Origin of the sequence: Bacillus sp. RZ2MS9, assembly GCF_001816185.2 — a bacterium.
Classification (GTDB): Bacteria; Bacillota; Bacilli; order Bacillales; family Bacillaceae_G; genus Bacillus_A; species Bacillus_A cereus.
The window spans coordinates 4,011,932-4,038,497 of the sequence record NZ_CP049978.1 but is presented as its reverse complement, the minus strand read 5'-3'; the positions used below and the strand labels follow the sequence as shown (position 1 = coordinate 4,038,497).

Sequence of the window (26,566 nt, the reverse complement as noted above, 5' to 3'; positions counted from 1 at the left end):
GGACGAATGTATTTGTCAACTGAAAATGTTAGAAAAATTTGGTATTAAAAAAAGGTAAATTGGAAAAAATAGGTCTGATATAGAATGGAGGGTTAGTCATGAAGCGAGTTTTTGGAATACTTGTTTGTTTCATGTTATTGCTTTCTGGAACTTCAGTGAGTTTCGCACAATCTGAGAAAACGAAGCAGGAGAAAACAGAAGAAACAACACCGAAGTTAGCGGAACAATCGTCGTCAGCAATCGTAATTGAGCAAGATACAGGTAAAGTTTTATTTGATAAAAACCCAAATGAAAAATTACCACCTGCTAGTATGACAAAGATTATGACAATGCTTTTAATTATGGAACAAGTTGAAAAAGGAAAACTAAAACTGACCGATAAAGTTAGAGCGAGCGAACATGCAGCTTCAATGGGTGGATCGCAAATCTTTTTAGAACCTGGGGAAGAGATGACTGTAAACGAGATGTTAAAGGGTATTGCAATTGCATCTGGAAATGACGCATCTGTTGCAGTAGCCGAGCATATCGCAGGTTCAGAAGAAGGATTTGTAAATATGATGAACAAAAAGGCGAAAGATCTAGGGCTGAAAAATACACATTTTCAAAACCCAACAGGTCTTCCGGCCAAAGACCATTATTCGACAGCAAATGATATGGCTATAATGGCGAGAGAATTGATGAAGTATCCACTTATTCGTAAATACACAGGTAAGTACGAAGATTATTTACGTGAAGATACGGATAAAAAGTTTTGGCTCGTTAATACGAATAAGCTAGTACGTTTTTATCCTGGCGTAGATGGAGTAAAAACAGGTTTTACGACAGAAGCGAAATATTGTTTAACAGCATCGGCTGAAAAAAATGGCATGCGTGTCATTTCAGTTGTCATGGGAGCACCAACATCAAAAGAACGGAACAACCAAGTGACGAAGCTTCTTGACTACGCATTTGGTCAATATATGACAAAGAAATTGTATACGCGCGGCGAAAAAATTAAGACAGTTCAAGTAGGGAAAGGGAAAAAAGAAAAAGTAGATTTAGTTGCATCAGATAATGTTTCTCTTCTTATGAAGAAGGGCGAGAATATGGACAAGGTAAAACAAGAAGTAATTGCTGAAAAGAAAGTAAAAGCACCGATTAAAAAAGGTGACGCGCTTGGTACACTTGTTATTAAAAAAGATAAAGATGTTTTATTAAAACAAACAATTGTAGCAAAAGAAGATGTTGCTGCAGCGAGCTGGTGGGAGTTATTTAAAAGAAGTTTTGGGATGTTTTCAACATCAAAATAGCGGCAAATATTTTGCCGCTTTTCTATTCGTATGTAAGTGAATAATGCTGAAAGGTTTCACTTTATGACGAAATAGTTCTTCTTTTGTCAGCAGGAAGGATTCTTATTTTGTATCACGAAAATCTTTATGTATGTGAATAAGTAAAGTTTGAGCATAAGGAGGAAATCGTGTGAGTCTTTCCATGCAATTAGAAGTAAAACGTGACGTCCTATGTGTGAGACTAGAGGGTGAATTAGATCATCATACGGCTGAAGAGTTGCGAACGAAAGTAACAGATATGATTGAGACACATGGTGTTCATCATATTGTTTTGAGCCTAGAGAACTTATCTTTTATGGATAGTTCTGGTCTAGGTGTTATATTAGGCCGATATAAACACGTAAAGGGATTAGGTGGAGAAATGGTTGTTTGTGCAATTTCACCGCCTGTTAAGCGTTTATTTGAAATGTCGGGCTTATTCAAAATCGTTCGCTTAGAAGAAAGTGAAGCGCACGCGCTCGCGACGTTGGGGGTGGCATAGATGAGAAATGAAATGAACCTTCAATTTTCAGCATTAAGTCAAAATGAATCGTTCGCTCGCGTTACAGTAGCGGCTTTCATTGCACAACTAGATCCAACGATGGAAGAATTAACGGAGATTAAAACAGTTGTGTCAGAAGCGGTTACAAATGCAATTATTCATGGATACGAAGGAAATGCAGAAGGTATTGTTTATATTTCTGTAATTTTGGAAGAAGCAATGGTGAAACTCACGATTCGAGATGAAGGGATTGGAATCTTTAACTTAGATGAAGCGAGACAACCCCTTTTTACAACTAAACCTGAATTAGAGCGTTCCGGAATGGGATTTACTATCATGGAAAATTTTATGGATGAAGTAGAAGTTATTTCAAACGAATCTTTCGGGACAACAATCCATTTGACAAAATACTTATCAAATAGTAACGCTCTATGCAATTAAGGAGAATAGCCTATGGACATAGAGGTCAAAAATGAGAAGAAGAAACCTCAGTTAAAGGACCACGAGCTAAAAGCGTTAATTCAAAAAAGTCAAGATGGAGATCAACAAGCGAGAGATACAATCGTTCAAAGTAATATGCGCCTCGTTTGGTCGGTTGTACAGCGGTTTCTTAATCGAGGATACGAACCAGACGACCTATTTCAAATTGGATGTATTGGGCTCTTGAAATCGGTAGATAAATTTGATTTATCTTTCGACGTGAAATTTTCAACATATGCAGTTCCAATGATTATTGGTGAAATACAACGTTTCTTACGTGATGATGGATCAGTGAAAGTTAGTAGGTCTTTAAAAGAAACAGGAAACAAAATTCGAAAGATGAGAGATGAGCTTTCGAAAGAATTCGGAAGGGCTCCAACGATTAATGAAGTGGCAGAGGCACTAGAACTAACGCCAGAGGAAGTTGTTCTAGCACAAGAAGCGAGCCGGGCCCCTTCGTCTATACATGAAACTGTATATGAAAACGATGGAGATCCAATCACTATTTTAGATCAAATTGCAGATCAATCTGAAGCGAAATGGTTCGATAAAATTGCTTTAAAAGAAGCGATTAGAGAACTAGATGAACGAGAGCGCTTAATTGTATACTTGCGTTACTATAAAGATCAAACACAGTCAGAAGTAGCAGAGCGCATAGGCATTTCGCAAGTACAAGTTTCAAGACTTGAAAAGAAAATATTAAAACAGATGAAAGATCGAATAGACGAATAATTGTCTATTCGATTTTTTTATGCCGTTAATAGGAGAGAGATGTTAATTTTCGCAAAAATTAACAGAATTTATTGATAATTTAGTTAATTTAAAATATAATCCAAGTATGAACTTGTCATAAAGGGGGAAGGAAACATGGAAACGAGGCAACAATGGGGAACGAGAGCTGGATTTATTTTTGCAGCGGTCGGATCTGCCGTTGGATTAGGAAACATATGGCGTTTTCCTTATACAGCGTATGAAAATGGAGGAGGAGCATTCTTTTTACCGTACTTATTTGCATTATTAACGACTGGTATTTCATTGTTAGCGTTTGAGTTTGCCCTTGGTCATCGTTATCGTGGTTCAGCACCACTTACATTTTTCCGTATTAGCCCGCGTGCCGAATTTATTGGATGGTGGCAAATGTGCGTAACATTTATCGTTTCAACATATTATGCAGTGATTATTGCTTGGTCTATATCGTATACATACTTTGCAATTACTGGAGCATGGGGAAAAGACACGCAATCATTTTTATTTAAAGAGTACTTACATGTTGCAGATAAGCCAGGGCAATTTGGAGGACTTGTACCGGAAGTATTAATTCCATTAGCTCTCGTTTGGATTATTGTACTTGGCGTTGCATTTAAAGGAGTTAAAAAAGGAATAGAAGTTGTTAACCGTATATTTATTCCTTTATTAGTTGTTATGTTCCTTATTATCGTCGTTCGTGCAGTGACGATGGAAGGTGCTATGCAAGGACTAGATGCATTCTTTAAACCAGATTGGAGTCGTATTTTTGATGGGAAAGTATGGCTTGCTGCTTATGGTCAAATATTCTTTAGTTTATCTTTAGCATTTGGAATTATGATTACGTATTCTAGTTATTTACCGAAAAACTCGGATACAACAAATAATGCCTTTATTACTGGATTTGCAAACTCAGGATTTGAATTATTAGCAGGTATTGGGGTCTTTGCAGCTCTTGGATTTATGGCGAATAATATGGGAGTACCGGTTGATAAAGTAGCAAGTGCTGGCGTTGGGCTTGCGTTCGTAGTATTTCCGCAAATTATTAATGAATTGCCGATGTCACCGTTGTTTGGTGTATTATTTTTCTTATCGTTAACGGTTGCTGGAATCACATCACTTATTTCACTCGCGGAAGTATGTTTTGCCGCTGTATCTGAAAAATTCAGTTTAAGTCGGGAAAAAACCATTGGAATTATGGGAACCCTTCTCGTGTTAGTTTCTCTTGTATTTGCAACACGTGGTGGGCTTATGTTCTTAGATGTTGTCGACTATTTCGCTAATAATTTCGGATTAATTACAATTGCACTTGCGGAAGTAGTGACGATAGGGCTCATTTTACGTCGTTTACCAGTTTATCAAAATCATGCAAACTTTGTATCTGATATTAAATTAGGAACGTTTTGGAGAGTGAGTTTACTCGTTATTACTCCGCTTATGTTAGGGTATATGCTAATTGATGGTACAATCCAAAATATTAAAAAGAATTATGGAGATTATCCGACTGAGTTTGTTATAACGTATGGTTGGTCGATAGCAGCAGCCTTCCTTATCGTTGCGCTAATTATTAGTCTAAAGAAATGGAATGCACAAATACATTCGGATTCTGCCAAGCTTGAAAAAGAATGGAAAGATCGAGGTGTTTCATAATGAGTGGATCAGCAATTATGATGATGGTTATTGGAATAGTAGTCATTTGGGGAGGGCTTGCATTAAGTATTGCAAACTTATTTAAGAAAAAGGCATAAGTAAAAAACATCTGTACCGAAATGGTGCAGATGTTTTTTTATGAAAAAATTGTATTAGAAAAAAATTCAATAACCATACTACAACTACGAGGAAGAGTGAAGGGGTGAATGAAAGTTGGAACAAACGATTTATATTAAAATGCGCAATCGTTTAAAAGTTTCTCCTACTTATGAAGTAAAGCTGGGCGATGTTGCTCAACTTGCCGGAGATTCTTCCGTAGTTGAGTTGTTACAAAATGAGATAGTTTACAAAATAACAGCGCATGATAAGACGCATGTTGTAATTGATGTTATGAAAGTAATTGAGATTATTCAACAGAAAGCATCTCATCTACAAATTAATTTACTCGGTTCTGGACAAACTCTTGTTGAAATTATATACGAAAAAAAGAAGACACACCCAATTTTTTTCGGGCTTGTATGGCTGTTACTTTTCATTGGAGCGGCCCTTGCGATCTTTTATTTCCATGAAGATGTAAGTATGCAACAAGTACATCAACGGTTATATTACATGATTACTGGAGAATTTAATGCGCAACCACTTTTATTTCAAATTCCTTATTCTTTAGGTCTTGGCTTAGGGATGGTTTTATTCTTTAATCATGTATTTCAAAAGCGAATTAATGAAGAGCCGAGTCCGCTAGAAGTTGAGATGTTTCAATACCAACAGTCACTTGATCAGTATGTAATCGTTAATGAAAACAAGGATAATATGAAACAACTTACCGATGATTGAGTCTGGATTTGTTATTTTAATTGGTTTAGCTGGAGGGATTGCGGTAGGTAGCGGATATGTCGCATTTTTAGCTGTACTTGGTATAATCCCCCGTTTAGCCCAATTAACGAGAAGTGGAAAGCATATTCAATATTTTGAGTGGGCAGTTATTGCAGGTACTTTAACAGGGGCTTGGTGCAGTTTGAAAAACATTACATTTCAAACGTCGCAATATTGGCTCGTTATATTAGGGATATTTTGTGGCACGTTCATTGGAATGCTTGCTGCGGCATTAACAGAGGTGTTAAATGTTCTGCCTATTTTAGCGAAACGAGTAGGGGTAGAGGGGAAGATTATTGTTTTGCTCGTTGCTCTTGTACTTGGGAAAGTAATAGGATCGTTGTTTCACTGGATTTATTTCGTAAAGTAGGAGGCAGTATATAAATGACAAGTCAGAAATTGAAGGATGATTACATAAATAAAGTGAAGGAGTATCATCCAAAGCCAAACTATTTACTAAATTGTATCAAAGCATTTCTTGTAGGTGGACTCATTTGCACAGTTGGAGAAGTATTGATGAAATTTTATATACATTATTTTCACTTCAGTGAACAAGAGGCAGGAAATCCAACTGTTGCAACCCTTGTTTTATTATCCGCGATTTTAACAGGGTGTGGTGTATATGATAAAATCGGTCAATTTGCTGGAGCAGGATCAGCGGTACCGGTAACAGGATTTGCAAATTCTATGGCGAGCGCTGCCTTAGAACATAAGAGCGAAGGGGTTGTTCTAGGGATTGCTACAAATATGTTTAAACTGGCAGGAAGTGTGATTGTATTTGGGGTTGTTGGTGCATATATCATTGGGTTAATAAGGTATACCTTTAAAATTTTTATGTCTTAAAGGAGGGGCTAGTATGAGGTTGACCGGAAAACAAACGTGGGTATTTCAAAATGATATATATGTGAATGCAACGGGTACTGCTGTCGGTCCGAAAGAAGCTGAGGGCCCTCTTGGGAAAAAATTTGATATTTCATATGATGACTTGCATTGTGGAGAAGAAAATTGGGAGCTCGCCGAACGAAGATTAATGTCAGACTCAATTCAACAAGCAGTGCAAAAAGGGAATATAAAAACATCGCAAATTGATTTCTTTTTAGCGGGAGATTTATTAAATCAAACAGTGACAGCAAATTATGTTGCGCGTAAGTGGGGCATTCCTTTTTTAGGAATGTTTAGCGCTTGTGCAACGTCTATGGAGACTTTAGCAGTTGGCTCAGCTTTTATAGACGGTGGATTTGCAAATCGTGTCTTAGCTACAGTAAGCAGTCATAATGCAACGGCTGAAAGACAATTTCGCTATCCAACAGAGTACGGTGGGCAAAAACCAGGGACAGCAAATTCAACTGTGACTGGTGCAGGATCTATATTAATTAGCAATGAAAAAAGTGCAATTAAAATTACGTCAGCTACAATCGGAAAAGTGCAAGATTTAGGAATTACAAATCCTTTGGATATGGGGGCAGCGATGGCTCCAGCAGCAGCTCATACAATTCAACAACATTTTGAAGATTTAAGAAGAAGTGCCGATGATTATGATTTGATTGTTACGGGTGATTTATCAGCTGTTGGGACGCCGATTGCGAAACAACTTTTACTTGAGGAAGGTTATGATCTTGGGCATATATACAATGATTGTGGATTGATGATTTATGAATCAAGTCAAGAAGAAGTGTTTGCAGGTGGTAGTGGTTGCGCTTGTTCAGCAGTTGTTACGTATGGCCATTTATTACACGAGATGCAAAAAGGGAATTTACAACGAATTTTTGTCGTTGCGACTGGTGCATTATTAAGCCCGATGATGATGCAACAGAAGGAAACGATTCCAACAATTGCACATGGTGTCGTATTTGAGAGAGTTAAAGGAGAGTGAATTGTGGATTTTATATATGCATTTCTTGTAGGTGGAGCTATTTGTTTAATTGGGCAACTATTGTTAGATTTCGTAAAGTTAACACCAGCTCATTTAATGGCAACTTTTGTAGTCATCGGAGCAATTTTAGATGGATTTGGATTGTACGATAAACTAATAAAATTTGCAGGTGCTGGAGCGACAGTCCCTATTACAAGTTTTGGACATTCACTATTGCACGGAGCAATGCATGCAGCAGAAAAACATGGATATTTAGGAATTGGTATTGGCATGTTTAGTTTAACGTCTGCGGGCATTTCCGCAGCGATATTGTTTTCATTTTTTATAGCACTTATATGTAAACCGAAAGGATAAATCAAATGAGACGAAGGGTTGTTTTGGTCACAGATGGAGATGAATATGCAAAGCGGACAATTGAGCTTTTAACGAAGGAATTTGGGGGAAGGTGTATTTCAGCATCACAAAGTAATCCAACCAAATTGACAGGGAAAAAAGTTGTTGAGCTTATTATGCAAACGCCATATGACCCTGTATTTGTCATGTTTGATGACAGTGGATTTATTGGAGAAGGATCTGGTGAAAAGGCATTAAAATATGTGGCTACCCATAAACAAATTGATGTGCTCGGTATTTTAGCAGTAGCGTCTAATACGCATCATTGGGAATGGGCACGTGTAGATGTAAGTGTAGATCGGAACGGGAATTTAACCGAATACGGTGTTGATAAATTTGGACTTCCAGATGGTGAAATTGGCAGGATTAGCGGAGATACAATATATTGTTTAGACGATTTAAATGTTCCTGTCATTGTTGGAGTCGGTGACATTGGTAAGATGTGTGGAAATGATGAATGGGAGAGGGGATCACCTATTACGAAGAAAGCAATTCAATTAATTTTGGAAAGGAGTGGTTTTTATGACGAAGCCTAAAAAAGTGGATATCCCTATATCAACTTTCATAAGTGACAATGAAAATTATTTAAAGCAGACAGTTGGACTAGGCGTTACATACGATGTCGGCATTCGTAAATTTCAAATTTTGAATAAAGAAATTGGTGTGTTATTTGTAAACGGACTTTGTGATACAAATTATATTATCCCTATTTTAGAAGAAGCGGTGGATACAAATGAGATAAGGGATGTAGAAGAAGATACAGTGAAGCTTTTAGAGAATCGCTTAATCCATCAACAAGTAAGTAAAGTGAAAACGATGGATGAGGTAATGCTCCAAGTATTATCAGGACTGATTGTGATATTTGTGGAAGGTGAAACGGAAGCGTTCGCGATCGATGTTCGTAGTTATCCAGGGCGAACACCGACAGAACCGGATACCGAAAAGGTAGTACGAGGTGCGAGGGATGGATTTGTTGAAAATATCGTTGTAAATACAGCGTTAATTCGTAGGAGAATTCGAGATCCACGTCTTCGAAATGAAATGGTTCGAGTAGGAGATAGATCGCAAACGGATATTTGTATTACATACGTTCAAGATGTTGCAAATCCAGATTTAGTAAAGATTATAAAACAAGAATTAAATAACATCGATGTAGATGGAATTACGATGGCGGATAAAACAGTAGAAGAATTTGTTGTAAAGCAAAGCTATAACCCATTCCCACTTATTCGATATACAGAAAGGCCAGATGTAGCAGCAAATCATCTACTAGAAGGACATGTGTTAGTACTTGTTGACACATCGCCAAGTGCTATGATTACACCGACAACATATTTTCATCATTTACAGCACGCGGAAGAGTTTAGACAAAATCCAGCTGTCGGTACATTTTTACGCTGGGTGCGCTTTTTAGGTGTTATATTCTCGTTATTTTTATTACCATTTTGGTTAGTGTTTGTATTTGATCCAACTCTTTTGCCAGCAAATCTTGCTTTTATTGGACCGACTAAGATGACGCATTTACCAATTTTATTACAGGTGTTAATGGCAGAGGTCGGACTTGAGTTTTTAAGGATGGCAGCCATTCATACTCCAACGCCGTTATCGTCTGCAGCAGGGTTGATTTCCGCTATATTAATTGGTCAAATTGCAATTGATGTAGGTTTGTTTGTGCCAGAAGTAATTTTGTATGTAGCAGTTTCGATGGTTGGTGCATATGCAACACCGAGTTATGAACTAGGATTAGGGAATAAGGTTGGGAAATTGTTTGTTATTATTTTAACAGGTCTCTTCCATGAGATGGGATTTGTAATTGGTATGACGATATTAATTTTATTTTTAACGTCTATAAAAAGTTTACAAACACCTTATTTATGGCCGTTTTTACCATTTGATTGGGGCGCGTTAACAAAAATTTTACTCCGTCCAACGATGTCTAGTTTAAAAGTACGACCAAGTATTGTAAGACCTCAAAATGTAAAAAGACAAAAATAAACGGGATTATACACCCGTTTATTTTTTTTAGCAAAAATTTATTATTTTTTAACAAAAATCAAACATTTTTTGTGTACACTTAGAGTAGATATTGTGTATGAAAGGGGAAGAGGACATGATTAAATTATTTGTAAGTGATTTAGATGACACGCTCGTTTACGATGTGAATCATATGCAAAAAGAAGATGAACGTGCGCTGTGTTGGTTAGCTGAGAAAGGGACAAATATTTGTTTTGCCTCTGGCCGCTTTACACACAGAATTGATGAAGTTGTAAAAAGGTTTGCATTCCCATATTACACAACTGGCTTAAATGGAGCGACAATGTTACTTCCAGATGGAAATTTATTTCATGAATCGAGTTTTGAAAATGTGGTTGCCCAGGAAATATATCGATATATACATAAAAAAGGACTAGCGGATATTGTTTGTGCAAATGAGCAGCGATATACAAAAAGGAAGAATGAACATCACCATAATTTTGAAGCATATATGGGCGTGCATATCGCTGAAATTGAAGCGTTAGAAGAAGAGTTTGGTAAGACTGTACACCCTGCAAAATTGTTTGTTTTTGGAGAAGAAGAGAAAATTGTGACGTTAGATCAAGAGCTACGAGATACGTTTCAAGGCGAAGCGGAAGTTTTTATATCAGGTAAACGCTATGTTGATATTATGCCAAGAGGCGTGAGTAAGGGGAGTGCTCTAAAGCGACTAATGGATTATTTGCAAATTGAAGCAAATGAAGTTGCTTGTATTGGAGATTCTTTCAATGATATTTCTATGTTTGAAGTAACCCCGCATTCATTTACTCTTCATCATGCCCATCCATATGTAAAGGAGAAAGCAAATCATATAGTGCGTTCGGTTGAAGAGGCTGTTATGAAATTACCGTTACTTGTATAAAAAAGAAGCCCGTCATTGGCGGGCTTCTTTTTTACTTGAATAAAGATTTAACAAAATCAATGATACTTGAGAAGAAATCTTTCACTTTATCTAGAAAACTTTGCCCTTCTTCAGATCCTAAAAAGGCAGAAACATGTTCTTTTGCTTTGTTTAATTGACTACCAACTTGATTCCAATCGATATTAAGATTCTTCATTTTATCAAATAACGATACTAAGTTATCTAACTGTTCATCTGTTAATGTAATGCCGAGTTGGTCAGCAATTTTTTTAATTAATGAACGTAAATCTTCTGTTGTTTTTGGCTGTTCTTTTGCAATTTCTTCTTTAATTTTTGCAACAAGTTGAACTGCTTTTTCTTCACCAATTTTATCACCAAGCTGGGCTGTTTGTACCATTTCTTCATTCGCTACTTTTTTAACTTCTTCAGGAATTTGTTTATTGGACGCAGTTTCGTATGCTTTCATTAATCCAGTTAAAGCTGCAGTTCCTGAAACTTTAAAAGGTGCAGTAATTTGAATTTCTGCATCTTTTACACCTGCTGTAATCAAAGCGTTAGTGTACATTGCATCTGTTACCCAGTTAATGTTCTTTGATCGTACAATAAGACCAGATCCTGGTTTTGTGTATGTAATCATAGAAGAAGAAATTGCTCTCGTACCAATTTGTGCTTTTGGAACAATGCCTTCTAGAAATTTATGTTCTTCCGCATTAGATACAGTGATAATTGTAGCATCTTTTGGTGCTTTCATTTCTTTTAACAGATCTTGTTTTTGTTGTTCGGATAAGTTCTCTCCTAATGTAACAATTGATTCTCCCTCGATGATGTCTGCAAATGAAGCTGTTGGCATCATAAATACCGTTACAGCTAATAGCAGAGCTAATAATTTCGTTTTCACGAAAAATCGCTCCCTTTCTCTTTCTAAAATTTTCGGGCAACAAAGTTATTATAGTATATATTTCTTATTTGTCACCTAGCTTTTTCCACATTTCAAAAAGAAGTATCTAGATTGTCGGATTCTTTTTGTTTCTAGTCATGAATGTGGTAATATAGTGCTGAGATAATTGAAAGGAGACATATACGCATGAAAACTTTAGGATACATATTAATGGAAAACGGTGAAAAAATCGACTTGGAATTTTTCCCAGAAGAAGCACCGAAAACAGTAGAAAACTTTAAAAAATTAGCAGAGCAAGGATTTTATGATGGTGTGACATTCCACCGTGTTATTCCTGGCTTCGTAAGCCAAGGTGGAGACCCAACAGGTACAGGTGCAGGTGGCCCAGGTTACTCTATTCCATGTGAAACTGATGGAAACCCTCATAGACACCTTGTAGGATCACTTTCTATGGCTCACGCTGGCCGTAACACAGGCGGTAGCCAATTCTTTATCGTTCATGAGCCACAACCGCATTTAGATGGTGTTCATACTGTATTTGGTAAAGCAACAAGCGGTATTGAAACAGTATTAAAAATGCGTCAAGGCGATGTAATGAAAGAAGTTAAAGTTTGGGAAGAATAAGGTAAGGAAAAAGAGAGCTTTTGCTCTCTTTTTTATTTTTAATGAGATTGAGTACTTCTTCTACAGCTCATCATACAAGTAGTATTGTTGCTAAAATATATTGCTTGTGAGAACAAACCTTTAACCAATTACATAGAATACATTACATTATATGTTTCAATAAATATTTTTTGTTATATTAATTTTGCTAGAATTGTGCTGCTTTAGGGTAACTATAAATGAAGTGCTGTTGAATGATATGTTTCTTTCCATTCCATATAAAATTTTCTTTTTTTAACTCTATTTATTAAAGGAATAGTGCTGAAACATAGATTTGACTTTCTTCTTTTCGCTTTGTATGATTATCAAGTTGTTTTAGACTCTTCTCACTCTGTTGAAAATATTGTAAAATGAATGTGATATGAAAAGAGTGATTGAGGGGATTACTAGTTTGTAACTTTTGTAAGAAGGGATAAGGGTTATGTTAATTCGTTTTAAAAAAAGTTATGAAAAAATTGCAATGGGGCTTCTTTCGTTTATGCCAACTGAAAAAGATGTGAAAACATTACAATTGACAATGAAAGAATATGAAGCAAAAGATGATTGGCAATTGTATTTGTGGAAAGAAAATGAAGATTTTGTTGGAATAATGGGGATTGTAAAAAAAGAGAATCAAGTATTAGAAATTCAGCATTTGAGTGTGAACCCGTCTCACCGTCATGTGGGGATTGGGACGAAGATGGTTCAAGAGTTAAAGAGTAAATTTCTTGAGTTTACAATTTGCGGAAATGAGCAAACGGCAAGTTTTTGCGAAAAATGTAAAGGGCTAGAACAAAATATACATTCGTGAAAGCAGAGATAAGTAGTTTATTATCTCTGCTTTCTTTTTTGTAATTGTTCGTTTCGTTCAGTAATGACCTCTGTGCGATCACGCATAGTGTGCTTGTTTATAATATATTCACCTGGGATAGCATTCAAGTCTTTCCAAGAGAGGTTTTGTTTTTGACATAACTCTATGCACTGCTTCTCTAACGATGGATCTGATAAGGGTAAAAATAAAGGTAAAAAACGTTCTTTTTTATGGATAGATTGCAATCTTTCATTGAGCAAGGAAAGAAGTTGTACTTGATTAATTCCTAAACGTTGTAAAGGCACACCGCTTTTTTCTAAAATTATGATTGCGCTTTTCATCATTTTTGTGGAACCATTCCAATTAGCACGTCTTTGGTGGTATAAAGAAACTGCGATTTGAATGAGACCAACTAAGTAATGATCACGATTACCTCTTGGTTTTGTTTTCCAATACTCTTCTAGTATTTCGTGGCATTCAAAATAGTCATAATCTCCATGGAAATGAATTAAAAATTGTATGTATTCGGTAGGATACATGTTTTCTCGCTCCTATCTAACGGTTATACATATAAGTGTATCATAGAAATATGAACAATAAACGACTAGGAGGTTTCCCCCTAGCCGTTATTGTTCATATTAGCAGAAGCAAGCTGCTCCTACAATAATTAGTAAAATAAACAGTACAACAAGTAATGCGAACCCACCGCTAAAACCACAATCAACGTGACCCATAGTTTTTTGACCTCCTACATTGTTCTTACTACACTGTTATCATATGAAGTGGTGGGCATGATGACATAGGCATCGGTCTATTTTTAATTAAATTTCTTAAAAAGGTTGGATAGAACATGAGTATGCTCTATACTTATGTTGTTATAGAAAAAATGTGGTGGGATGCTTTGTGCAATATAATTTTAAAGTAGAGGCTTTTGAAGGGCCGTTAGATCTATTGTTACATTTAATACATCGTTATGAAATTGATATATATAATATTCCTGTAGCAGATATTACAGAGCAATATTTATCTTATGTGCATACGATGAAAGAACTTCAATTAGATGTTGCAAGTGAGTATTTAGTAATGGCTGCAACGTTATTACAAATTAAAAGTAAGATGTTGTTGCCGAAACATGAAGAAGATGTACTTGATAACGGTGATGATTTTATAGATGATCCTCGTCAAGAATTGATGGAGAGGTTAATTGAATATAAGAAATATAAGCAAGTTGCTACTGAGTTAAAAGAAAGAGAACAAGAAAGAGCACAGCTATATACACGTCCACCAATTGACTTTACATCGTTGCAACAAGAAGAGGAGACAAGCTTACCTCTTGATGTTACGTTATATGATATGCTAGCAGCATTTCAAAAATTAATGCGCCGTAAAAAGGCAAAAAAACCTGTAACAACACGTATTACTCGTCAAGAAATACCAATTGAACAGCGAATGAATGATATTTTAAAGCAGTTAAAAATAAAGGGTGGTCGCCAAAGTTTTTACGATTTGTTTGTTGATGATGAACGTGAAATAATGGTTGTAACATTTTTAGCAGTTCTGGAACTTATGAAAAATCAACAAATCATAATTGAGCAAGAACATAATTTTGATGAAATTTTCGTATCAAGCTCTAATAAATCTGCATAGAGCAAGTATGTGAAAATGGGATAGGAACATTTTATCTCATGCTATGTTTTAATGTATCGTTTGGAACAAGAGAAAAAATATTGAACCGAACGCATTAATTGTGATTCGGTTTTTTGATGTGTATTTTTATGGGAAAATAGAAGGAAGGAGCTCGTGAAATGGATAGGAAAGAACAAAAGTCAATTATTGAAGGCCTTTTATTTGTTTCTGGTGATGAAGGGATTTATCCAGAACAAATAGCGAAAGTTCTTGAAATTGAAATGAATGAAGTAATTAATATTTTAGAAGAAATGCAACAAGAATGTGAAGGTGCAAACCGTGGTTTGCAAATTGTACAGTATGCAAAAGTATATCGTTTTGCTACAAAGAAAGAACATGCTTCATATTATCAAAAATTAATAGATACACCAACAGCTGCTTCACTCTCACAAGCTGCCCTCGAAACTTTAGCGATTGTTGCATATCGCCAACCGATCACAAGGACTGAAATGGAAGAGATTAGAGGAGTTAAAACCGATAAGGCGTTACAAACGTTGGTTTCACATTTACTTATAAAAGAAATGGGAAGAGCAGAAGGACCAGGGCGTCCTATTTTATACGGAACAACAAAAGAATTTTTGGACACATTTGGATTGAAAACATTAGATGATTTACCACTGCTTTCTGAAGAGAATGAACAAATGAATGAAGCAGATTTATTCTTCGGTTCCTTACAAGAGATATCGAAATAAAAGCTTAGCATTTTGCTAAGCTTTTTTTGTATATCAATTATTTACAGTGCCATACTAAATGAAAAAAGGAGACGAGTTATGAGAGGTATGCGGATTATTTTATTATTAGTTTCTGTTTTATTATGTTTTTCTTTAAATAGCGCATCAGCTAAAAGGTATATGATGTCCATTCATACTACGTCTCCTTTACATATGCATCGGCAACATCTTAGTAAAATGAAAGTGAGCTTTTTAAAAGTGGGGCAAGGTGACGCAACACTTATTATAATGCCAAATGGACAAACAATGTTAATTGATGGAGGACCTTATGAAGCAGGAGAGGTTATTATTCAGAAATTAATTGAGAAAGGGATTAATCATTTAGATGTAATTGTCAGTACGCATCCCGATATGGATCACATAGGGGGGTTAATTCCAATTGTAGAGCAAATGCCGGTATCGCTTATATTAGATAGCGGAAAAACATATAGTTCTCTTACTTATCATACGTATCGGAATAATATTAAAAAAAGAGGGATACCTTTCGTTTCAGTAAAGGAAGGACAATATATACCGCTGGATCCACATGTTTCTATACAAGTATTAAACAACGGGAAATCAAAAGATGAAAATAATGAATCCTCAATTGTTTTAAAGGTGCGATATGGAAAAGCGGATTTTTTATTAATGGGTGACGCGGATGTACGGACAGAACATGAAATATTAAAACAATTTGATGTCCATGCAGATGTGTTAAAAGTGGGGCATCACGGCTCATATACTTCAACAAGTGAAACGTTTATAAAAAAAGTGGAACCGCAGTTTGCTATTTTGTCGTACGGGAGTAGTAATCCGTATGGACATCCTCACCAAAGTGTAGTGAAACGCTTAAAAAGGCACGGTATAATGGTATATAGAACGAATAAACGTACAGTAGAAATGGAAACAGATGGTGAACATATTATGTTAGAGTCTAGCGGGTTAATGCCATTATTGAAGTGATTTCTAGATTAGGGGGCGATACTGTCCCTTTTTGGAAAAATGAATAATATATATTATAATTATAAGAGACGTAAGAAATTTCCTTTTCTGTTGAATAAAAAGGAAATTTCATTAGAATGTATAGACAACTACTCGTGCGTATATTAAGATGGAACTAGGCGAATAAGGTAATAATAACAAGTAGGTAATTCATGGGAAAGGATCGATGAAAATGAAAACGCAAATTGTCATCAATGCCAAAATTTACACAGGTCAAGAAATAGTGGAAAACGGATTTATTCGTTACGCAGAAACCATTAAAGAAATTGGTTTGATGGCTCAATATGTACCACAAGAAAATGAAACTGTTTTTGATGCTACAGGGAAGATTGTAATTCCAGGTATGATCGATGTTCATATTCATGGTGGATACGATATTGATGCGATGGATGCAAATAGCGATGGGTTAGTAACTCTAGGTAAAGAAATGTTAAAAGAAGGGGTTACAACTTACTTCCCAACAACAATGACACAAGCTCCAGAGGCAATTGAAGCAGCGTTAACTGCTGCAAAAGAAGCAAAAGAAAAAGGAGCGCATTTCGAATATATTCACTTAGAAGGACCTTATGTTTCAAAGAAACGTGCAGGTGCACAACCACTTGAACATATCGTTCCTGCAAATATTGAGCAATTTAAACAATGGCAAGAAGCAAGTGGGAATTTAATTAAATTAGTAACATATGCACCAGAAGAAGAGGGAGCATTAGAGTTTGAACAATATCTTGCTGAAACTGGTGTAGTTGGCACAATGGGGCATACAGATGCAATTGATGCGCAACTAAAAAATAGAAAGATTACACATGCGACACATTTATACAATCAAATGCGTGGATTACATCACCGTGAACCAGGAGTTGTTGGTCATGTGTTATTAAATCCAGATGTAATGGTTGAAGTAATTACAGATGGCATTCATATTCACCCTGATATGGTGAAATTAGCATATAAGTTAAAAGGACCAAAAAAAGTAAGTGTTATCACTGACGCAATGCGTGCAAAGGGTCTTGAAGATGGATTATATGAGCTTGGCGGACAGCCAGTACATGTAAAAGATGGTAGTGCTCGATTAGAAGATGGAACGTTAGCTGGTAGTATTTTAAAAATGGATCAAGCTTTCCGAAATGTAATTGAATTTACAGGTTGTTCAATCGAAGATGCAGTACTGATGACATCAGTTAACCAAGCAGAAGAGTTTGGATTAAATAATAAAGGTGCATTAGCGGTAGGAAAAGATGCAGACTTTGTTGTGATGAATGAAGATTTACATGTATATGATACGGTTCGTTTAGGAATTCATATGAAGGAAGGGAAGTAATTAAATGAATATTCTTGTTGTAAAAACTCCAGAAGAACTAGCAGAAGCAGGTTATAAATTAATTGAAGAAGTTGTAAAAACAAAAGAAAATCCAACATTAGGAATGGCTACAGGAAGCTCTCCATTAGGTATTTATGCAGAAATGCGAAAAAATAAACTTGATACAAGCCGTGTAACCACTGTAAACTTAGATGAGTACGTAAATTTACCACATGAAGATAAAAACAGCTATCACTATTTCATGCAAGAACAGTTGTTTGATCATCTTCCATTTAAACAAACTTATGTACCAAACGGGATGGCAAGTGATTTAGAGGAAGAGTGCAAACGTTACGAGAGCATTCTAGCTGCTAACCCAGTTGACCTACAGATTCTTGGAATCGGTGAAAACGGTCACATCGGATTTAATGAGCCAGGAACACCGTTTAATTCTCCAACAAACATTGTTGAATTAACAGAATCTACACGCCAAGCAAACCTTCGCTTCTTCGAAAAAGAAGAAGATGTGCCAACTCATGCGATTACAATGGGAATTGGAAGCATTATGAAAGCGAAACAAGTTCTACTAGTTGCTATGGGTTCTAAAAAGGCAGAAGCTGTTAAAGAATTATTGCAAGGTGAATATAGTGAAGAGTGTCCGGCTACAGTTTTACAACGTCATCCGAATGTAACCGTAATCGCTGATCAAGAAGCTCTATCTTTATGCAGTGAGGCGATTGCTGATGAACATCGACAAGTATTCACCATTTCCGATCTATTATCAGATTCAAGAGTGGGTGAAACAGCTAATTGAGGACGGCGAATGGAAGCCGGGAGATAAAATCCCATCTGAGAATGAACTTTGTGATAAGTTCGAAGTGAGTCGAATGACAATCAGACAGGCGATTAATAATTTAGTGGAACAAGGCTATTTATATCGGAAGCGTGGAATTGGAACATTTGTCCAACTTCCGAAAGTGGAACAAAAATTGCAAGGAATGACGGGATTCACAGAAGACATGATTTCTCGTGGGATGAACCCAAGTAGTCAATTACTTAGTTTCCGCCTAGTTCCAGCTACTGCGAAAATAGCAGACCGGTTGAGAATACAGGAGGGGGAATCGGTTTATGAAGTGAGGCGTATTCGCTTAGCTGATGATGAACCGATTGCTTTTGAGACGACATATTTGTCGCCAGCTCTTGTAAAAGATATTAACGAAGAGATATTGCAACAATCTTTATATGAACATTTAGAGAAAAAACTGGGCTTTAAACTTGTTAGCGCTACTCAGTCAATTGAAGCTTCCGTTGCGACGGAAAATGAAGCTGAACATCTGCATATTCCTAAAAAGGCGCCTGTACTTGTAATGCGTCAATGGTCATATTCAGAAGGTGAGGTACCGCTAGAGTACGTGAAATGTATTTATCGTGGAGATCGTTATAAATTTATTACGAATATCGCACGTAACAAATAGTATATTTCAGTTTGTGAAGTACAGTGGAATTGAAAATGGTTAACATGTAAAGAAATAAAAATACGACTCATCCTTATAAGGAATGAGTCGTATTTTTATTATGAGCAATTACGTGGTTAACAGCATCTTTGACGTGATTTACTACATAGTGAGCGTGATTTTTTACTGCATCATCTGCTTGTGACATAGCAAAACTGTGAGGAGTTAAAGAAAACATAGGAATATCATTGTAAGAATCCCCTATACAAGCAATTTCCTCAGGTTTTATTTGAAACTCATTTAATAAAACAGAAATGGCAGAGCCTTTACTAACATTCGGTGGCATTACATCTAAACATTGTTCTGCTGAGATGAAAGTACTAACTTTCCCGTGGAATTTTTCATCAATTTTTTTCTGAAGGAGTTGTAAGCTCTCCTTTGTTCCACCGACAGAAATTTTATTTGGGAAAATTGTATCATCAATCTTCTGTAGTAAGTTTGGTTCTTCAACAGAAGTCATAGTTACTTGTTGTTCAAGTTCTTGAATAAAAGGTGTTTTCTCTTCAATGTAATAATTATGCTCATCACTTACATAACGGAAATAAGGCTCTTCATTCGTCATAGCTAACAAATCGGGAAGTATGCTGGAATCAAAAGTTGCAGATAATAGTTGTTTATTTTCATGTGTATATACAAAAACACCATTTACACTAATGCGATGAAAATTTGTATTTACAGCTTTCATTAAGTCTGCAATTTCATTATCAAGTCTTCCGGAAGCGAAGCAAAGAATAACATTTTGTTCGGCAAGGCTGCGTAGTGCCGCAACATCTTGTTCATCAATAAGACCTCCGTGTTGCATCATTGTACCATCGATATCACTTACAAACATTTTAATCATGCTGTTATCTCCTTTCTATGTACAGTTGCTCTTACATTATACGCATCATATATAAACATGTCTAAAAAATGAATTTTTATTAAATGGCAGATGTTTTACATTGACGACAAAGAAGAATATTCTGTAACATGAAAGTAGGCTATTTAAGTACGAGGGTGGTGTTATATGAATAATTATCTAGAAATTAAAAAAGTTTTAAATAATAATGTCATCATTGCTAGCCATCCTGAACACGAGGAAGTAGTAGTGATTGGAAAAGGAATTGGATTTGGGAAAAAAGCGAAAGATGTATTGGAGCAAGAACAAATCGAAAAAATGTTTGTCTTAAAAAATGAACGTGATCGTGAACAATATAAATTATTAGTGCCGCATATTAGTGAAAAATTAATTGAATTGATGAACGATATTATGCTGTACATTCAAGAAAAAGCGAAATCTCCACTAAATGAACATATTCATATTGCGTTAACGGATCATATTTCATTTGCGATTAAAAGGTTAAAACAAGGACTTACAATTGATAACCCTTTTTTAGTTGAAACAAAAATGCTCTATCCAGAGGAATATGAAATTGCGGAAGGTGTTGTACAACTTTTAAATTCTCGTTTGCAAATTACATTGCCAGAAGGAGAAATTGGTTTTATTGCACTTCACATTTACAGTTCGCTTACAAATTCTGATTTATCTTCAGTTAATCAAAACTCCCGTCTCATTGCACAACTTGTATCTTTAATTGAGACAAACTTACAAATTACATTAGACCAAGAGAGCATTCATTATTTACGCCTTATTCGTCATCTTCAATATGCTATTGAGAGGGTGAAAAAAGGAGAAAAAGTAGAAGAATCGCAAAGTTTTGCTGATTTATTAAAGGCGGAGTATCCAGTTTGCTATAACTTGGCTTGGAAGCTAGTTAAGGTCATGCAAAAAGAGTTGCAACTACCTGTATATGAAGCTGAAAGTATTTATTTAACGATGCACTTGCAACGCTTAGTGAAGGCAGAGCATGTGTAAAAAGTCATATATTTTTGTCTAAAATGAAAACGTTAAAAAAAATGATTGAATCGCTTACAATAGTTATGTATAATAACTATTGCAAAGTTATACAAATTTCGACAAACACATTAAGGTGAGTAACGAAAACGTTTGCCTTAATTATAGTGAACTTATACGTAAACCTATTTTTGACACGTGTTACTGATTCGATCAGGCATGAGTGGAGAAAAGTAAGGAATGTAAGCTAGAGAAAGGGATATACTACCCTTTGTATAGCTATCGTTCTATCTTTTTTTCCTCATGTCTTTTTGGCGTTTGTCGGAAGGTATCAATATAGATAAGAGAGGAAGGGTTTCCATGTTTAAGAAGATCTTTGGTGTTCTTCAAAAAGTCGGAAAAGCGTTAATGCTTCCAGTAGCGATTTTACCGGCGGCAGGTATTTTACTTGGATTTGGTAATGCATTTCAAAATCCACAGTTAACAAATGTTATTCCTGCTTTAAAAGCAGATTGGTTCGTAATGGTTGCAAAAATTATGGAACAATCTGGTGATATTATTTTCGCTAACCTTGCATTATTATTCGCAGTTGGGGTAGCAATTGGTTTAGCTGGTGGAGACGGAGTAGCTGGTTTAGCAGCATTCGTCGGCTACTTAATTATGAACAAAACGATGAGTGTGTTCTTAGAAGTAGATAAGCTAGTGAAAGTAACAAGTTCTGGAGCAGACCCAGTAAAAATTGGATTTGCAGATCCAGCGTATGCAAACGTATTAGGTATTCCAACGCTACAAACAGGAGTATTTGGTGGTATTATCGTCGGTATAGTAGCGGCATATTGCTATAATAAATACTTCAACATTGAATTACCATCATACTTAGGTTTCTTTGCAGGTAAGCGCTTCGTACCGATCGCAACTGCAACATTCTCTTTAATAGTAGGTATTATCATGTGCTTCATTTGGCCATACATTCAAGGTGGCTTAAACACGTTCTCACATCAAATGATTGATGCAAATAGAACAATCGCAGCATTTATATTCGGTTTAATTGAACGTTCATTAATTCCATTTGGATTACATCACATTTTCTATTCACCGTTCTGGTTCGAATTCGGTCAGTATACAAATGCAGCTGGCGAATTAATCCGTGGTGACCAAAAAATCTTTATGGCACAGTTAAAAGACGGTGTAGAATTAACAGCAGGTACATTTACAACTGGTAAGTATCCGTTCATGATGTTTGGTCTTCCAGCAGCAGCTTTAGCAATGTACCATGAAGCACGTCCAGAAAATAAAAAATTAGCAGCAGGTATTTTAGGTTCTGCAGCATTAACATCTTTCTTAACAGGTATTACAGAGCCACTTGAATTTTCATTCTTATTCGTAGCGCCAGTATTATTCGGAATTCACGCTGTATTTGCTGGTCTATCATTTATGACAATGCAAATTTTAGGTGTTAAAATTGGTATGACATTCTCTGGTGGTTTAATTGACTTCCTATTATTCGGTGTATTACCAGGCCGTACAGCATGGTGGTGGGTAATTATTGTTGGTCTTGTACTAGCAGTTATTTACTACTTCGGATTCCGCTTTGCAATTCGCAAATGGAATCTAAAAACACCTGGTCGTGAAGTGGCAAATGCAAATGACGGCGCAGGAAAAGCAGAAGCAGGCGAACTTCCTCGTGAAGTATTAGTAGCACTTGGTGGTAAAGAAAACATTGCTTCTTTAGATGCTTGTATTACTCGTTTACGTGTTCAAGTTAACGAACAAAAGAATGTAAACAAAGACCGCTTAAAAGAACTTGGAGCAGCTGGTGTACTTGAAGTTGGAAATAATATTCAAGCTATTTTCGGGCCGAAATCTGACACATTAAAATCACAAATTCATGATATTATGTCAGGTCGTACACCTCATGTTGAAAAAGAAGAACCTGTAAAAGTGGAAGAAACTCCTCAAAAAGTTGATGAAAATGAAACAATTGTATCACCAATCGAAGGAAAAATCTTACCAATTACAGAAGTACCTGACCAAGTATTCTCAGGAAAAATGATGGGAGACGGATTTGCAATTGAACCAACTGAAGGAACAGTAGTTTCTCCAGTGAACGGTGAGATTGTCAATGTATTCCCTACAAAACATGCGATTGGCATTCAATCTGAAGGCGGAAAAGAAATTTTAATCCACTTCGGTATTGATACTGTAAAATTAAATGGTGAAGGTTTTGAAGCGCTTGTAGCACAAGGCGACAAGGTGAAACAAGGCCAACCATTATTAAAAGTAGATCTTGCATTTGTAAAAGAAAATGCACCATCTATCATTACACCAATTGTCTTTACAAACTTACAACAAGGGCAACAAGTCGAATTGAAAAAAGATGGAAATGTTAAGAAGGGCGAAACCGCTATTATTGACATTCAGTAGGAATTTGACGCAAAATGTTTATAATTATAATAGGCGATGTGGTTGACCGAACATCGCCTATTATATACAATAGATGGTGTAGTACTCACGTCTATACAACTAAAAAATACTGTAATTTAAAGGAGATAAATTATCATGGAAAAAATCTTTAAAGTAACTAGCGACTCAGGAATTCATGCTCGTCCAGCAACTCTACTTGTAAACACTGCAAGCAAATTCGGTTCTGACATTAACTTAGAGTATAACGGAAAGAACGTTAACTTAAAATCAATCATGGGCGTTATGTCTTTAGGCATTCAACAAAACGCAGAAATTAAAATCACTGCAAATGGTGATGATGCAGCTCAAGCACTAGCAGCTATCGAAGAAACTATGAAAAACGAAGGATTAGGAGAATAATGACTCTTAACATTCAAGGGATCGCTGCATCAAGTGGGATTGCTATTGCAAAGGCTTTCAGACTTGAAAATCCTGAATTTAACATTGAAAAGAAATCAATTACAAACGAAGCTGCAGAAATTGCACGCTTAGACGCTGCGCTTGAGAAAGCAAAAACTGAATTAGAAGCTATTAAGGACCACGCATTTGCTGAACTAGGTGCTGACAAAGCTGCGATCTTTGAAGCACATTTATTAGTGTTAAATGATCCAGAACTAGTAAACCCAGTAAAAGATAAAGTAAATAGCGAAAAAGTAAATGCTGAATTTGCAATGGATGAAGTTGCATCAATGTTTATTTCTATGTTTGAAAACATGGATAACGAATATATGAAAGAACGTGCTGCGGACATTCGTGACGTAACAAAACGCGTTCTTGCACATTTACTAGGAATTAACTTCTCAAATCCTGGTACAATTTCTGAAGAGGTAATCATCATTGCTGAAGATTTAACACCATCTGATACAGCTCAGTTAAACCGTAAGTATGCAAAAGGTTTCACTACTGATATCGGTGGACGTACATCTCACTCTGCAATTATGGCTCGTTCTATGGAAATTCCAGCTGTTGTTGGTACGAAAGTTGTTATGGAGAAAATCCAAAACGGCGATATCGTTATCATTGACGGTTTAGATGGAGAAGTAATCGTAAACCCATCAGAAGAAACTCTTCGTTCGTTTGAAGAAAAGAAAGCGAAATTTGAAGAGCAAAAAGCTGAATGGGCTAAATTAAAAGACCAAGCTACTGTAACAAGTGACGGACATCACGTTGAGCTTGTTGCAAATATCGGAACACCAAATGATGTACAAGGTATTATCGATAATGGCGGAGAAGGCGTTGGCTTATACCGTACAGAATTCTTATACATGGGCCGTGACAATCTTCCAACAGAAGAAGAGCAGTTCGAAGCGTATAAAGCAGTTCTTGAAGGTGTAAAAGAAGGTCAACCAGTCGTTGTTCGTACACTTGACATCGGTGGAGATAAAGAGCTTCCATACTTACATTTACCAAAAGAAATGAACCCATTCTTAGGATACCGTGCAATTCGCTTATGTCTTGATGAGCAAGATGTGTTCCGTACACAACTTCGTGCATTACTTCGTGCTAGCGTATACGGTAACTTAAAAATTATGTTCCCAATGATTGCAACTCTTGATGAGTTCCGTCAAGCGAAAGCAATTTTATTAGAAGAGAAAGCGAAACTTGTAGAAGCGGGTACAACTGTTTCTGATTCTATTGAAGTTGGTATGATGGTTGAAATCCCAGCTTCAGCAGTATTAGCAGATCAATTCGCGAAAGAAGTTGACTTCTTCTCTATCGGAACAAATGATTTAATCCAATACACAATGGCTGCAGACCGTATGAACGAACAAGTATCTTACTTATACCAACCATATAACCCATCTATTTTACGTCTTGTAAAAATGGTTATCGATGCTGCTCATAAAGAAGGCAAATGGGCTGGTATGTGTGGTGAGATGGCGGGCGATTCACTTGCTATCCCATTATTATTAGGATTAGGTTTAGATGAGTTCAGTATGAGTGCAACATCTATTCTTCCTGCAAGAACACAGCTAAGCAAGTTGTCAAAAGCAGAAATGGAAACATTAGCAGAAAAAGCATTAATGATGTCAACTGCTGAAGAAGTTGTTGAACTAGTTAAAAGCATATAATCAATAAAAAAACCTGAGCCGATTTGAAATCGGTCTCAGGTTTTTTCTATGAGAAAAGTAAACCTTATTTGCTTACTATCGAGGATAAGAGACAGAATTAGATAGCGATTGCAACGATATCAGTTGGGCATACACGTAAAATACCAGTAAAAGTATTTCGATTTTGATTGTTCTTATCGTCTTTATTGTTATCTTTGTTATCTTTGTTATTACGAGCTAAAGCAGAGAAAAGAGCAACACCGTTAGCGAAACCTTCAAAAATTACATTATTGAAAGTGCCATTACCTCTAATGCTTAAAAGAGAAAGCTCTGTTCCAACTGAAATGCTAGCAAGTACGTTACATACAGCTGGTTGTTGTGGTCTAACTACTTCTCTCTCTTTCTCGCGATGTTCGCGATGGTCACACTCTCTTTCACGATGATGACAGTCTCTAAAGTTATCACAGCATCCAAATGATCCAAACATAATCCTCATCACCCCCTTCACACTTATAATCTATGTAAGTTCGGTAGTTAGTGACTGGACAGAGAGTGGAATTTTTTCTAGGGGATTTTCTCATTTTAAATGACTAGCTGGGTGTTTAGTATGGAATGATGTTTAAAATAGGGGGAATATAACAAAAAAATGTAAAAACCACCGAAATAAATGAAATGGGTAGCCTTTACACTTTTTTACTTTTATATAAAACGATGATATATACAGGAAGAGCTAGGAGTAGTGGCACAATGGATCGTGCAGTATGTTTTTCTGATTCTAATTGAAATGCTTCTTCTTTTGGAAATTGTAAAATGGAGATGTTTGCGGCATCACCAATAAAATATAGAAGCAGTACAGTTACTATGTAACATAAAAGTGCGATAAAGCTTCCGTATGAACTCAATGAAAATCCCTCTCTTGTTATCTATTTGTTATCATTGTATC

General features: G+C 36.1%; 32 protein-coding genes. 26 read left to right on the top strand and 6 right to left on the bottom strand.

Annotated features, from left to right (window positions below; translation table 11 throughout):
• The first annotated feature begins 98 nt into the window (after positions 1-98).
• From dacF to BHV55_RS20385, 14 genes are all read left to right on the top strand, one after another.
• Positions 99-1,289: a serine-type D-Ala-D-Ala carboxypeptidase DacF gene (gene dacF / locus BHV55_RS20450; protein WP_070756936.1), complete on the top strand. Its 1,191-nt coding sequence runs from the start codon at positions 99-101 to the stop codon at positions 1,287-1,289.
• 169 nt (positions 1,290-1,458) lie between these two features.
• Positions 1,459-1,809 carry an anti-sigma F factor antagonist gene (gene spoIIAA, locus BHV55_RS20445; RefSeq protein ID WP_000059135.1) on the top strand — a complete coding sequence of 117 codons (351 nt, stop codon included), beginning with the start codon at positions 1,459-1,461 and terminating at the stop codon, positions 1,807-1,809.
• Complete coding sequence (gene spoIIAB / locus BHV55_RS20440; RefSeq protein WP_001243398.1) at positions 1,810-2,250, top strand: anti-sigma F factor; 441 nt, start codon at positions 1,810-1,812, stop codon at positions 2,248-2,250.
• A gap of 12 nt (positions 2,251-2,262) precedes the next feature.
• A complete protein-coding gene (sigF, locus tag BHV55_RS20435) occupies positions 2,263-3,021 on the top strand; it encodes an RNA polymerase sporulation sigma factor SigF (RefSeq protein ID WP_000350728.1) in 759 nt (252 codons plus the stop codon).
• 135 nt (positions 3,022-3,156) lie between these two features.
• A complete protein-coding gene (locus tag BHV55_RS20430; RefSeq protein ID WP_070756935.1) occupies positions 3,157-4,683 on the top strand; it encodes a sodium-dependent transporter in 1,527 nt (508 codons plus the stop codon).
• A complete protein-coding gene (locus BHV55_RS20425) occupies positions 4,683-4,781 on the top strand; it encodes a methionine/alanine import family NSS transporter small subunit (protein ID WP_000016826.1) in 99 nt (32 codons plus the stop codon). The genes BHV55_RS20430 and BHV55_RS20425 overlap by 1 nt, the downstream gene beginning before the upstream one ends.
• Positions 4,782-4,896: 115 nt before the next feature.
• Positions 4,897-5,517, top strand: coding sequence for a stage V sporulation protein AA (locus BHV55_RS20420; protein ID WP_070756934.1), 621 nt, complete (start codon positions 4,897-4,899; stop codon positions 5,515-5,517).
• Positions 5,510-5,926 carry a stage V sporulation protein SpoVAB gene (gene spoVAB, locus BHV55_RS20415; RefSeq protein ID WP_000572936.1) on the top strand — a complete coding sequence of 139 codons (417 nt, stop codon included), beginning with the start codon at positions 5,510-5,512 and terminating at the stop codon, positions 5,924-5,926. The genes BHV55_RS20420 and spoVAB overlap by 8 nt, the downstream gene beginning before the upstream one ends.
• 14 nt (positions 5,927-5,940) lie before the next feature.
• Positions 5,941-6,399: a stage V sporulation protein AC gene (spoVAC, locus tag BHV55_RS20410; protein WP_000203810.1), complete on the top strand. Its 459-nt coding sequence runs from the start codon at positions 5,941-5,943 to the stop codon at positions 6,397-6,399.
• Between the two features lie 13 nt (positions 6,400-6,412).
• On the top strand, positions 6,413-7,429 hold the full coding sequence (gene spoVAD, locus BHV55_RS20405; protein WP_001241163.1) for a stage V sporulation protein AD: 1,017 nt from the start codon (positions 6,413-6,415) through the stop codon (positions 7,427-7,429).
• A gap of 3 nt (positions 7,430-7,432) precedes the next feature.
• Positions 7,433-7,783 carry a stage V sporulation protein AE gene (gene spoVAE / locus BHV55_RS20400; protein ID WP_000345904.1) on the top strand — a complete coding sequence of 117 codons (351 nt, stop codon included), beginning with the start codon at positions 7,433-7,435 and terminating at the stop codon, positions 7,781-7,783.
• A gap of 5 nt (positions 7,784-7,788) precedes the next feature.
• The gene (gene spoVAEA / locus BHV55_RS20395; protein WP_001254415.1) at positions 7,789-8,358 is read left to right on the top strand and encodes a stage V sporulation protein SpoVABEA; all 570 of its coding nucleotides are present in this window, start codon (positions 7,789-7,791) and stop codon (positions 8,356-8,358) included.
• On the top strand, positions 8,345-9,817 hold the full coding sequence (gene spoVAF / locus BHV55_RS20390) for a spore germination protein SpoVAF (RefSeq protein WP_000165596.1): 1,473 nt from the start codon (positions 8,345-8,347) through the stop codon (positions 9,815-9,817). The genes spoVAEA and spoVAF overlap by 14 nt, the downstream gene beginning before the upstream one ends.
• 97 nt (positions 9,818-9,914) lie before the next feature.
• Positions 9,915-10,718: a Cof-type HAD-IIB family hydrolase gene (locus tag BHV55_RS20385; RefSeq protein ID WP_002062280.1), complete on the top strand. Its 804-nt coding sequence runs from the start codon at positions 9,915-9,917 to the stop codon at positions 10,716-10,718.
• A 31-nt stretch (positions 10,719-10,749) separates the two neighbouring features.
• On the opposite strand, the gene BHV55_RS20380 is transcribed toward BHV55_RS20385, so the two are convergent.
• Complete coding sequence (locus BHV55_RS20380) at positions 10,750-11,616, bottom strand: DUF1002 domain-containing protein (protein ID WP_000850515.1); 867 nt, start codon at positions 11,614-11,616, stop codon at positions 10,750-10,752.
• A 186-nt stretch (positions 11,617-11,802) separates the two neighbouring features.
• Here BHV55_RS20380 and BHV55_RS20375 point away from each other — a divergent pair, with 186 nt between their 5' ends.
• Both BHV55_RS20375 and ribT read left to right on the top strand, forming a co-directional pair.
• Positions 11,803-12,240, top strand: coding sequence for a peptidylprolyl isomerase (locus BHV55_RS20375; RefSeq protein WP_000853782.1), 438 nt, complete (start codon positions 11,803-11,805; stop codon positions 12,238-12,240).
• A gap of 460 nt (positions 12,241-12,700) precedes the next feature.
• Positions 12,701-13,069, top strand: a complete 369-nt coding sequence (ribT, locus tag BHV55_RS20370; protein WP_000908401.1) for a GNAT family N-acetyltransferase RibT — start codon at positions 12,701-12,703, stop codon at positions 13,067-13,069.
• Positions 13,070-13,089: 20 nt separating this feature from the next.
• Here ribT and BHV55_RS20365 read toward each other — a convergent pair whose 3' ends face one another.
• Together BHV55_RS20365 and BHV55_RS20360 are read right to left on the bottom strand one after the other, a co-directional pair.
• The gene (locus tag BHV55_RS20365; protein WP_000283588.1) at positions 13,090-13,608 is read right to left on the bottom strand and encodes a DUF309 domain-containing protein; all 519 of its coding nucleotides are present in this window, start codon (positions 13,606-13,608) and stop codon (positions 13,090-13,092) included.
• 99 nt (positions 13,609-13,707) lie between these two features.
• On the bottom strand, positions 13,708-13,803 hold the full coding sequence (locus tag BHV55_RS20360; protein WP_000510194.1) for a YjcZ family sporulation protein: 96 nt from the start codon (positions 13,801-13,803) through the stop codon (positions 13,708-13,710).
• 169 nt (positions 13,804-13,972) lie between these two features.
• On the opposite strand from BHV55_RS20360, the gene scpA reads away from it, so the two are divergent.
• From scpA to phnF, 6 genes are all read left to right on the top strand, one after another.
• Entirely contained in the window at positions 13,973-14,716 is a 744-nt protein-coding gene (gene scpA / locus BHV55_RS20355) for a segregation/condensation protein A (protein ID WP_070756933.1), read from the top strand.
• Positions 14,717-14,874: 158 nt separating this feature from the next.
• Positions 14,875-15,447 (top strand): segregation/condensation protein ScpB, encoded by a 573-nt coding sequence (gene scpB / locus BHV55_RS20350; protein WP_000375170.1) that lies wholly within the window; start codon positions 14,875-14,877, stop codon positions 15,445-15,447.
• A 78-nt stretch (positions 15,448-15,525) separates the two neighbouring features.
• On the top strand, positions 15,526-16,428 hold the full coding sequence (locus tag BHV55_RS20345) for a ComEC/Rec2 family competence protein (RefSeq protein ID WP_001214829.1): 903 nt from the start codon (positions 15,526-15,528) through the stop codon (positions 16,426-16,428).
• A 211-nt stretch (positions 16,429-16,639) separates the two neighbouring features.
• Positions 16,640-17,782, top strand: a complete 1,143-nt coding sequence (nagA, locus tag BHV55_RS20340) for an N-acetylglucosamine-6-phosphate deacetylase (protein ID WP_001987227.1) — start codon at positions 16,640-16,642, stop codon at positions 17,780-17,782.
• Positions 17,783-17,786: 4 nt separating this feature from the next.
• Positions 17,787-18,575 (top strand): glucosamine-6-phosphate deaminase, encoded by a 789-nt coding sequence (nagB, locus tag BHV55_RS20335; RefSeq protein ID WP_001024210.1) that lies wholly within the window; start codon positions 17,787-17,789, stop codon positions 18,573-18,575.
• Positions 18,505-19,236: a phosphonate metabolism transcriptional regulator PhnF gene (phnF, locus tag BHV55_RS20330; RefSeq protein WP_021727649.1), complete on the top strand. Its 732-nt coding sequence runs from the start codon at positions 18,505-18,507 to the stop codon at positions 19,234-19,236. Before nagB ends, phnF begins: the two co-directional genes overlap by 71 nt.
• A gap of 73 nt (positions 19,237-19,309) precedes the next feature.
• Here the strand turns inward: phnF and BHV55_RS20325 are convergent, their stop codons facing one another.
• Positions 19,310-20,116 (bottom strand): Cof-type HAD-IIB family hydrolase, encoded by an 807-nt coding sequence (locus BHV55_RS20325; RefSeq protein ID WP_000594248.1) that lies wholly within the window; start codon positions 20,114-20,116, stop codon positions 19,310-19,312.
• A gap of 165 nt (positions 20,117-20,281) precedes the next feature.
• Between BHV55_RS20325 and glcT the strand changes: the two genes are divergently transcribed.
• The 4 genes from glcT (at position 20,282) to ptsP (ending at position 25,644) form a co-directional block, all read left to right on the top strand.
• Positions 20,282-21,130 (top strand): glucose PTS transporter transcription antiterminator GlcT, encoded by an 849-nt coding sequence (gene glcT, locus BHV55_RS20320; protein WP_001067318.1) that lies wholly within the window; start codon positions 20,282-20,284, stop codon positions 21,128-21,130.
• Between the two features lie 339 nt (positions 21,131-21,469).
• Positions 21,470-23,533: a PTS glucose transporter subunit IIABC gene (gene ptsG, locus BHV55_RS20315; RefSeq protein WP_000473174.1), complete on the top strand. Its 2,064-nt coding sequence runs from the start codon at positions 21,470-21,472 to the stop codon at positions 23,531-23,533.
• Between the two features lie 135 nt (positions 23,534-23,668).
• Complete coding sequence (gene ptsH, locus BHV55_RS20310; RefSeq protein WP_000411080.1) at positions 23,669-23,932, top strand: phosphocarrier protein HPr; 264 nt, start codon at positions 23,669-23,671, stop codon at positions 23,930-23,932.
• Positions 23,932-25,644 (top strand): phosphoenolpyruvate--protein phosphotransferase, encoded by a 1,713-nt coding sequence (gene ptsP / locus BHV55_RS20305; RefSeq protein WP_000174207.1) that lies wholly within the window; start codon positions 23,932-23,934, stop codon positions 25,642-25,644. The genes ptsH and ptsP overlap by 1 nt, the downstream gene beginning before the upstream one ends.
• A gap of 97 nt (positions 25,645-25,741) precedes the next feature.
• Here the strand turns inward: ptsP and BHV55_RS20300 are convergent, their stop codons facing one another.
• Complete coding sequence (locus BHV55_RS20300) at positions 25,742-26,110, bottom strand: DUF3915 domain-containing protein (RefSeq protein WP_000468039.1); 369 nt, start codon at positions 26,108-26,110, stop codon at positions 25,742-25,744.
• 196 nt (positions 26,111-26,306) lie between these two features.
• Positions 26,307-26,525: a hypothetical protein gene (locus tag BHV55_RS20295; RefSeq protein WP_000100485.1), complete on the bottom strand. Its 219-nt coding sequence runs from the start codon at positions 26,523-26,525 to the stop codon at positions 26,307-26,309.
• Positions 26,526-26,566 lie beyond the last annotated feature (41 nt).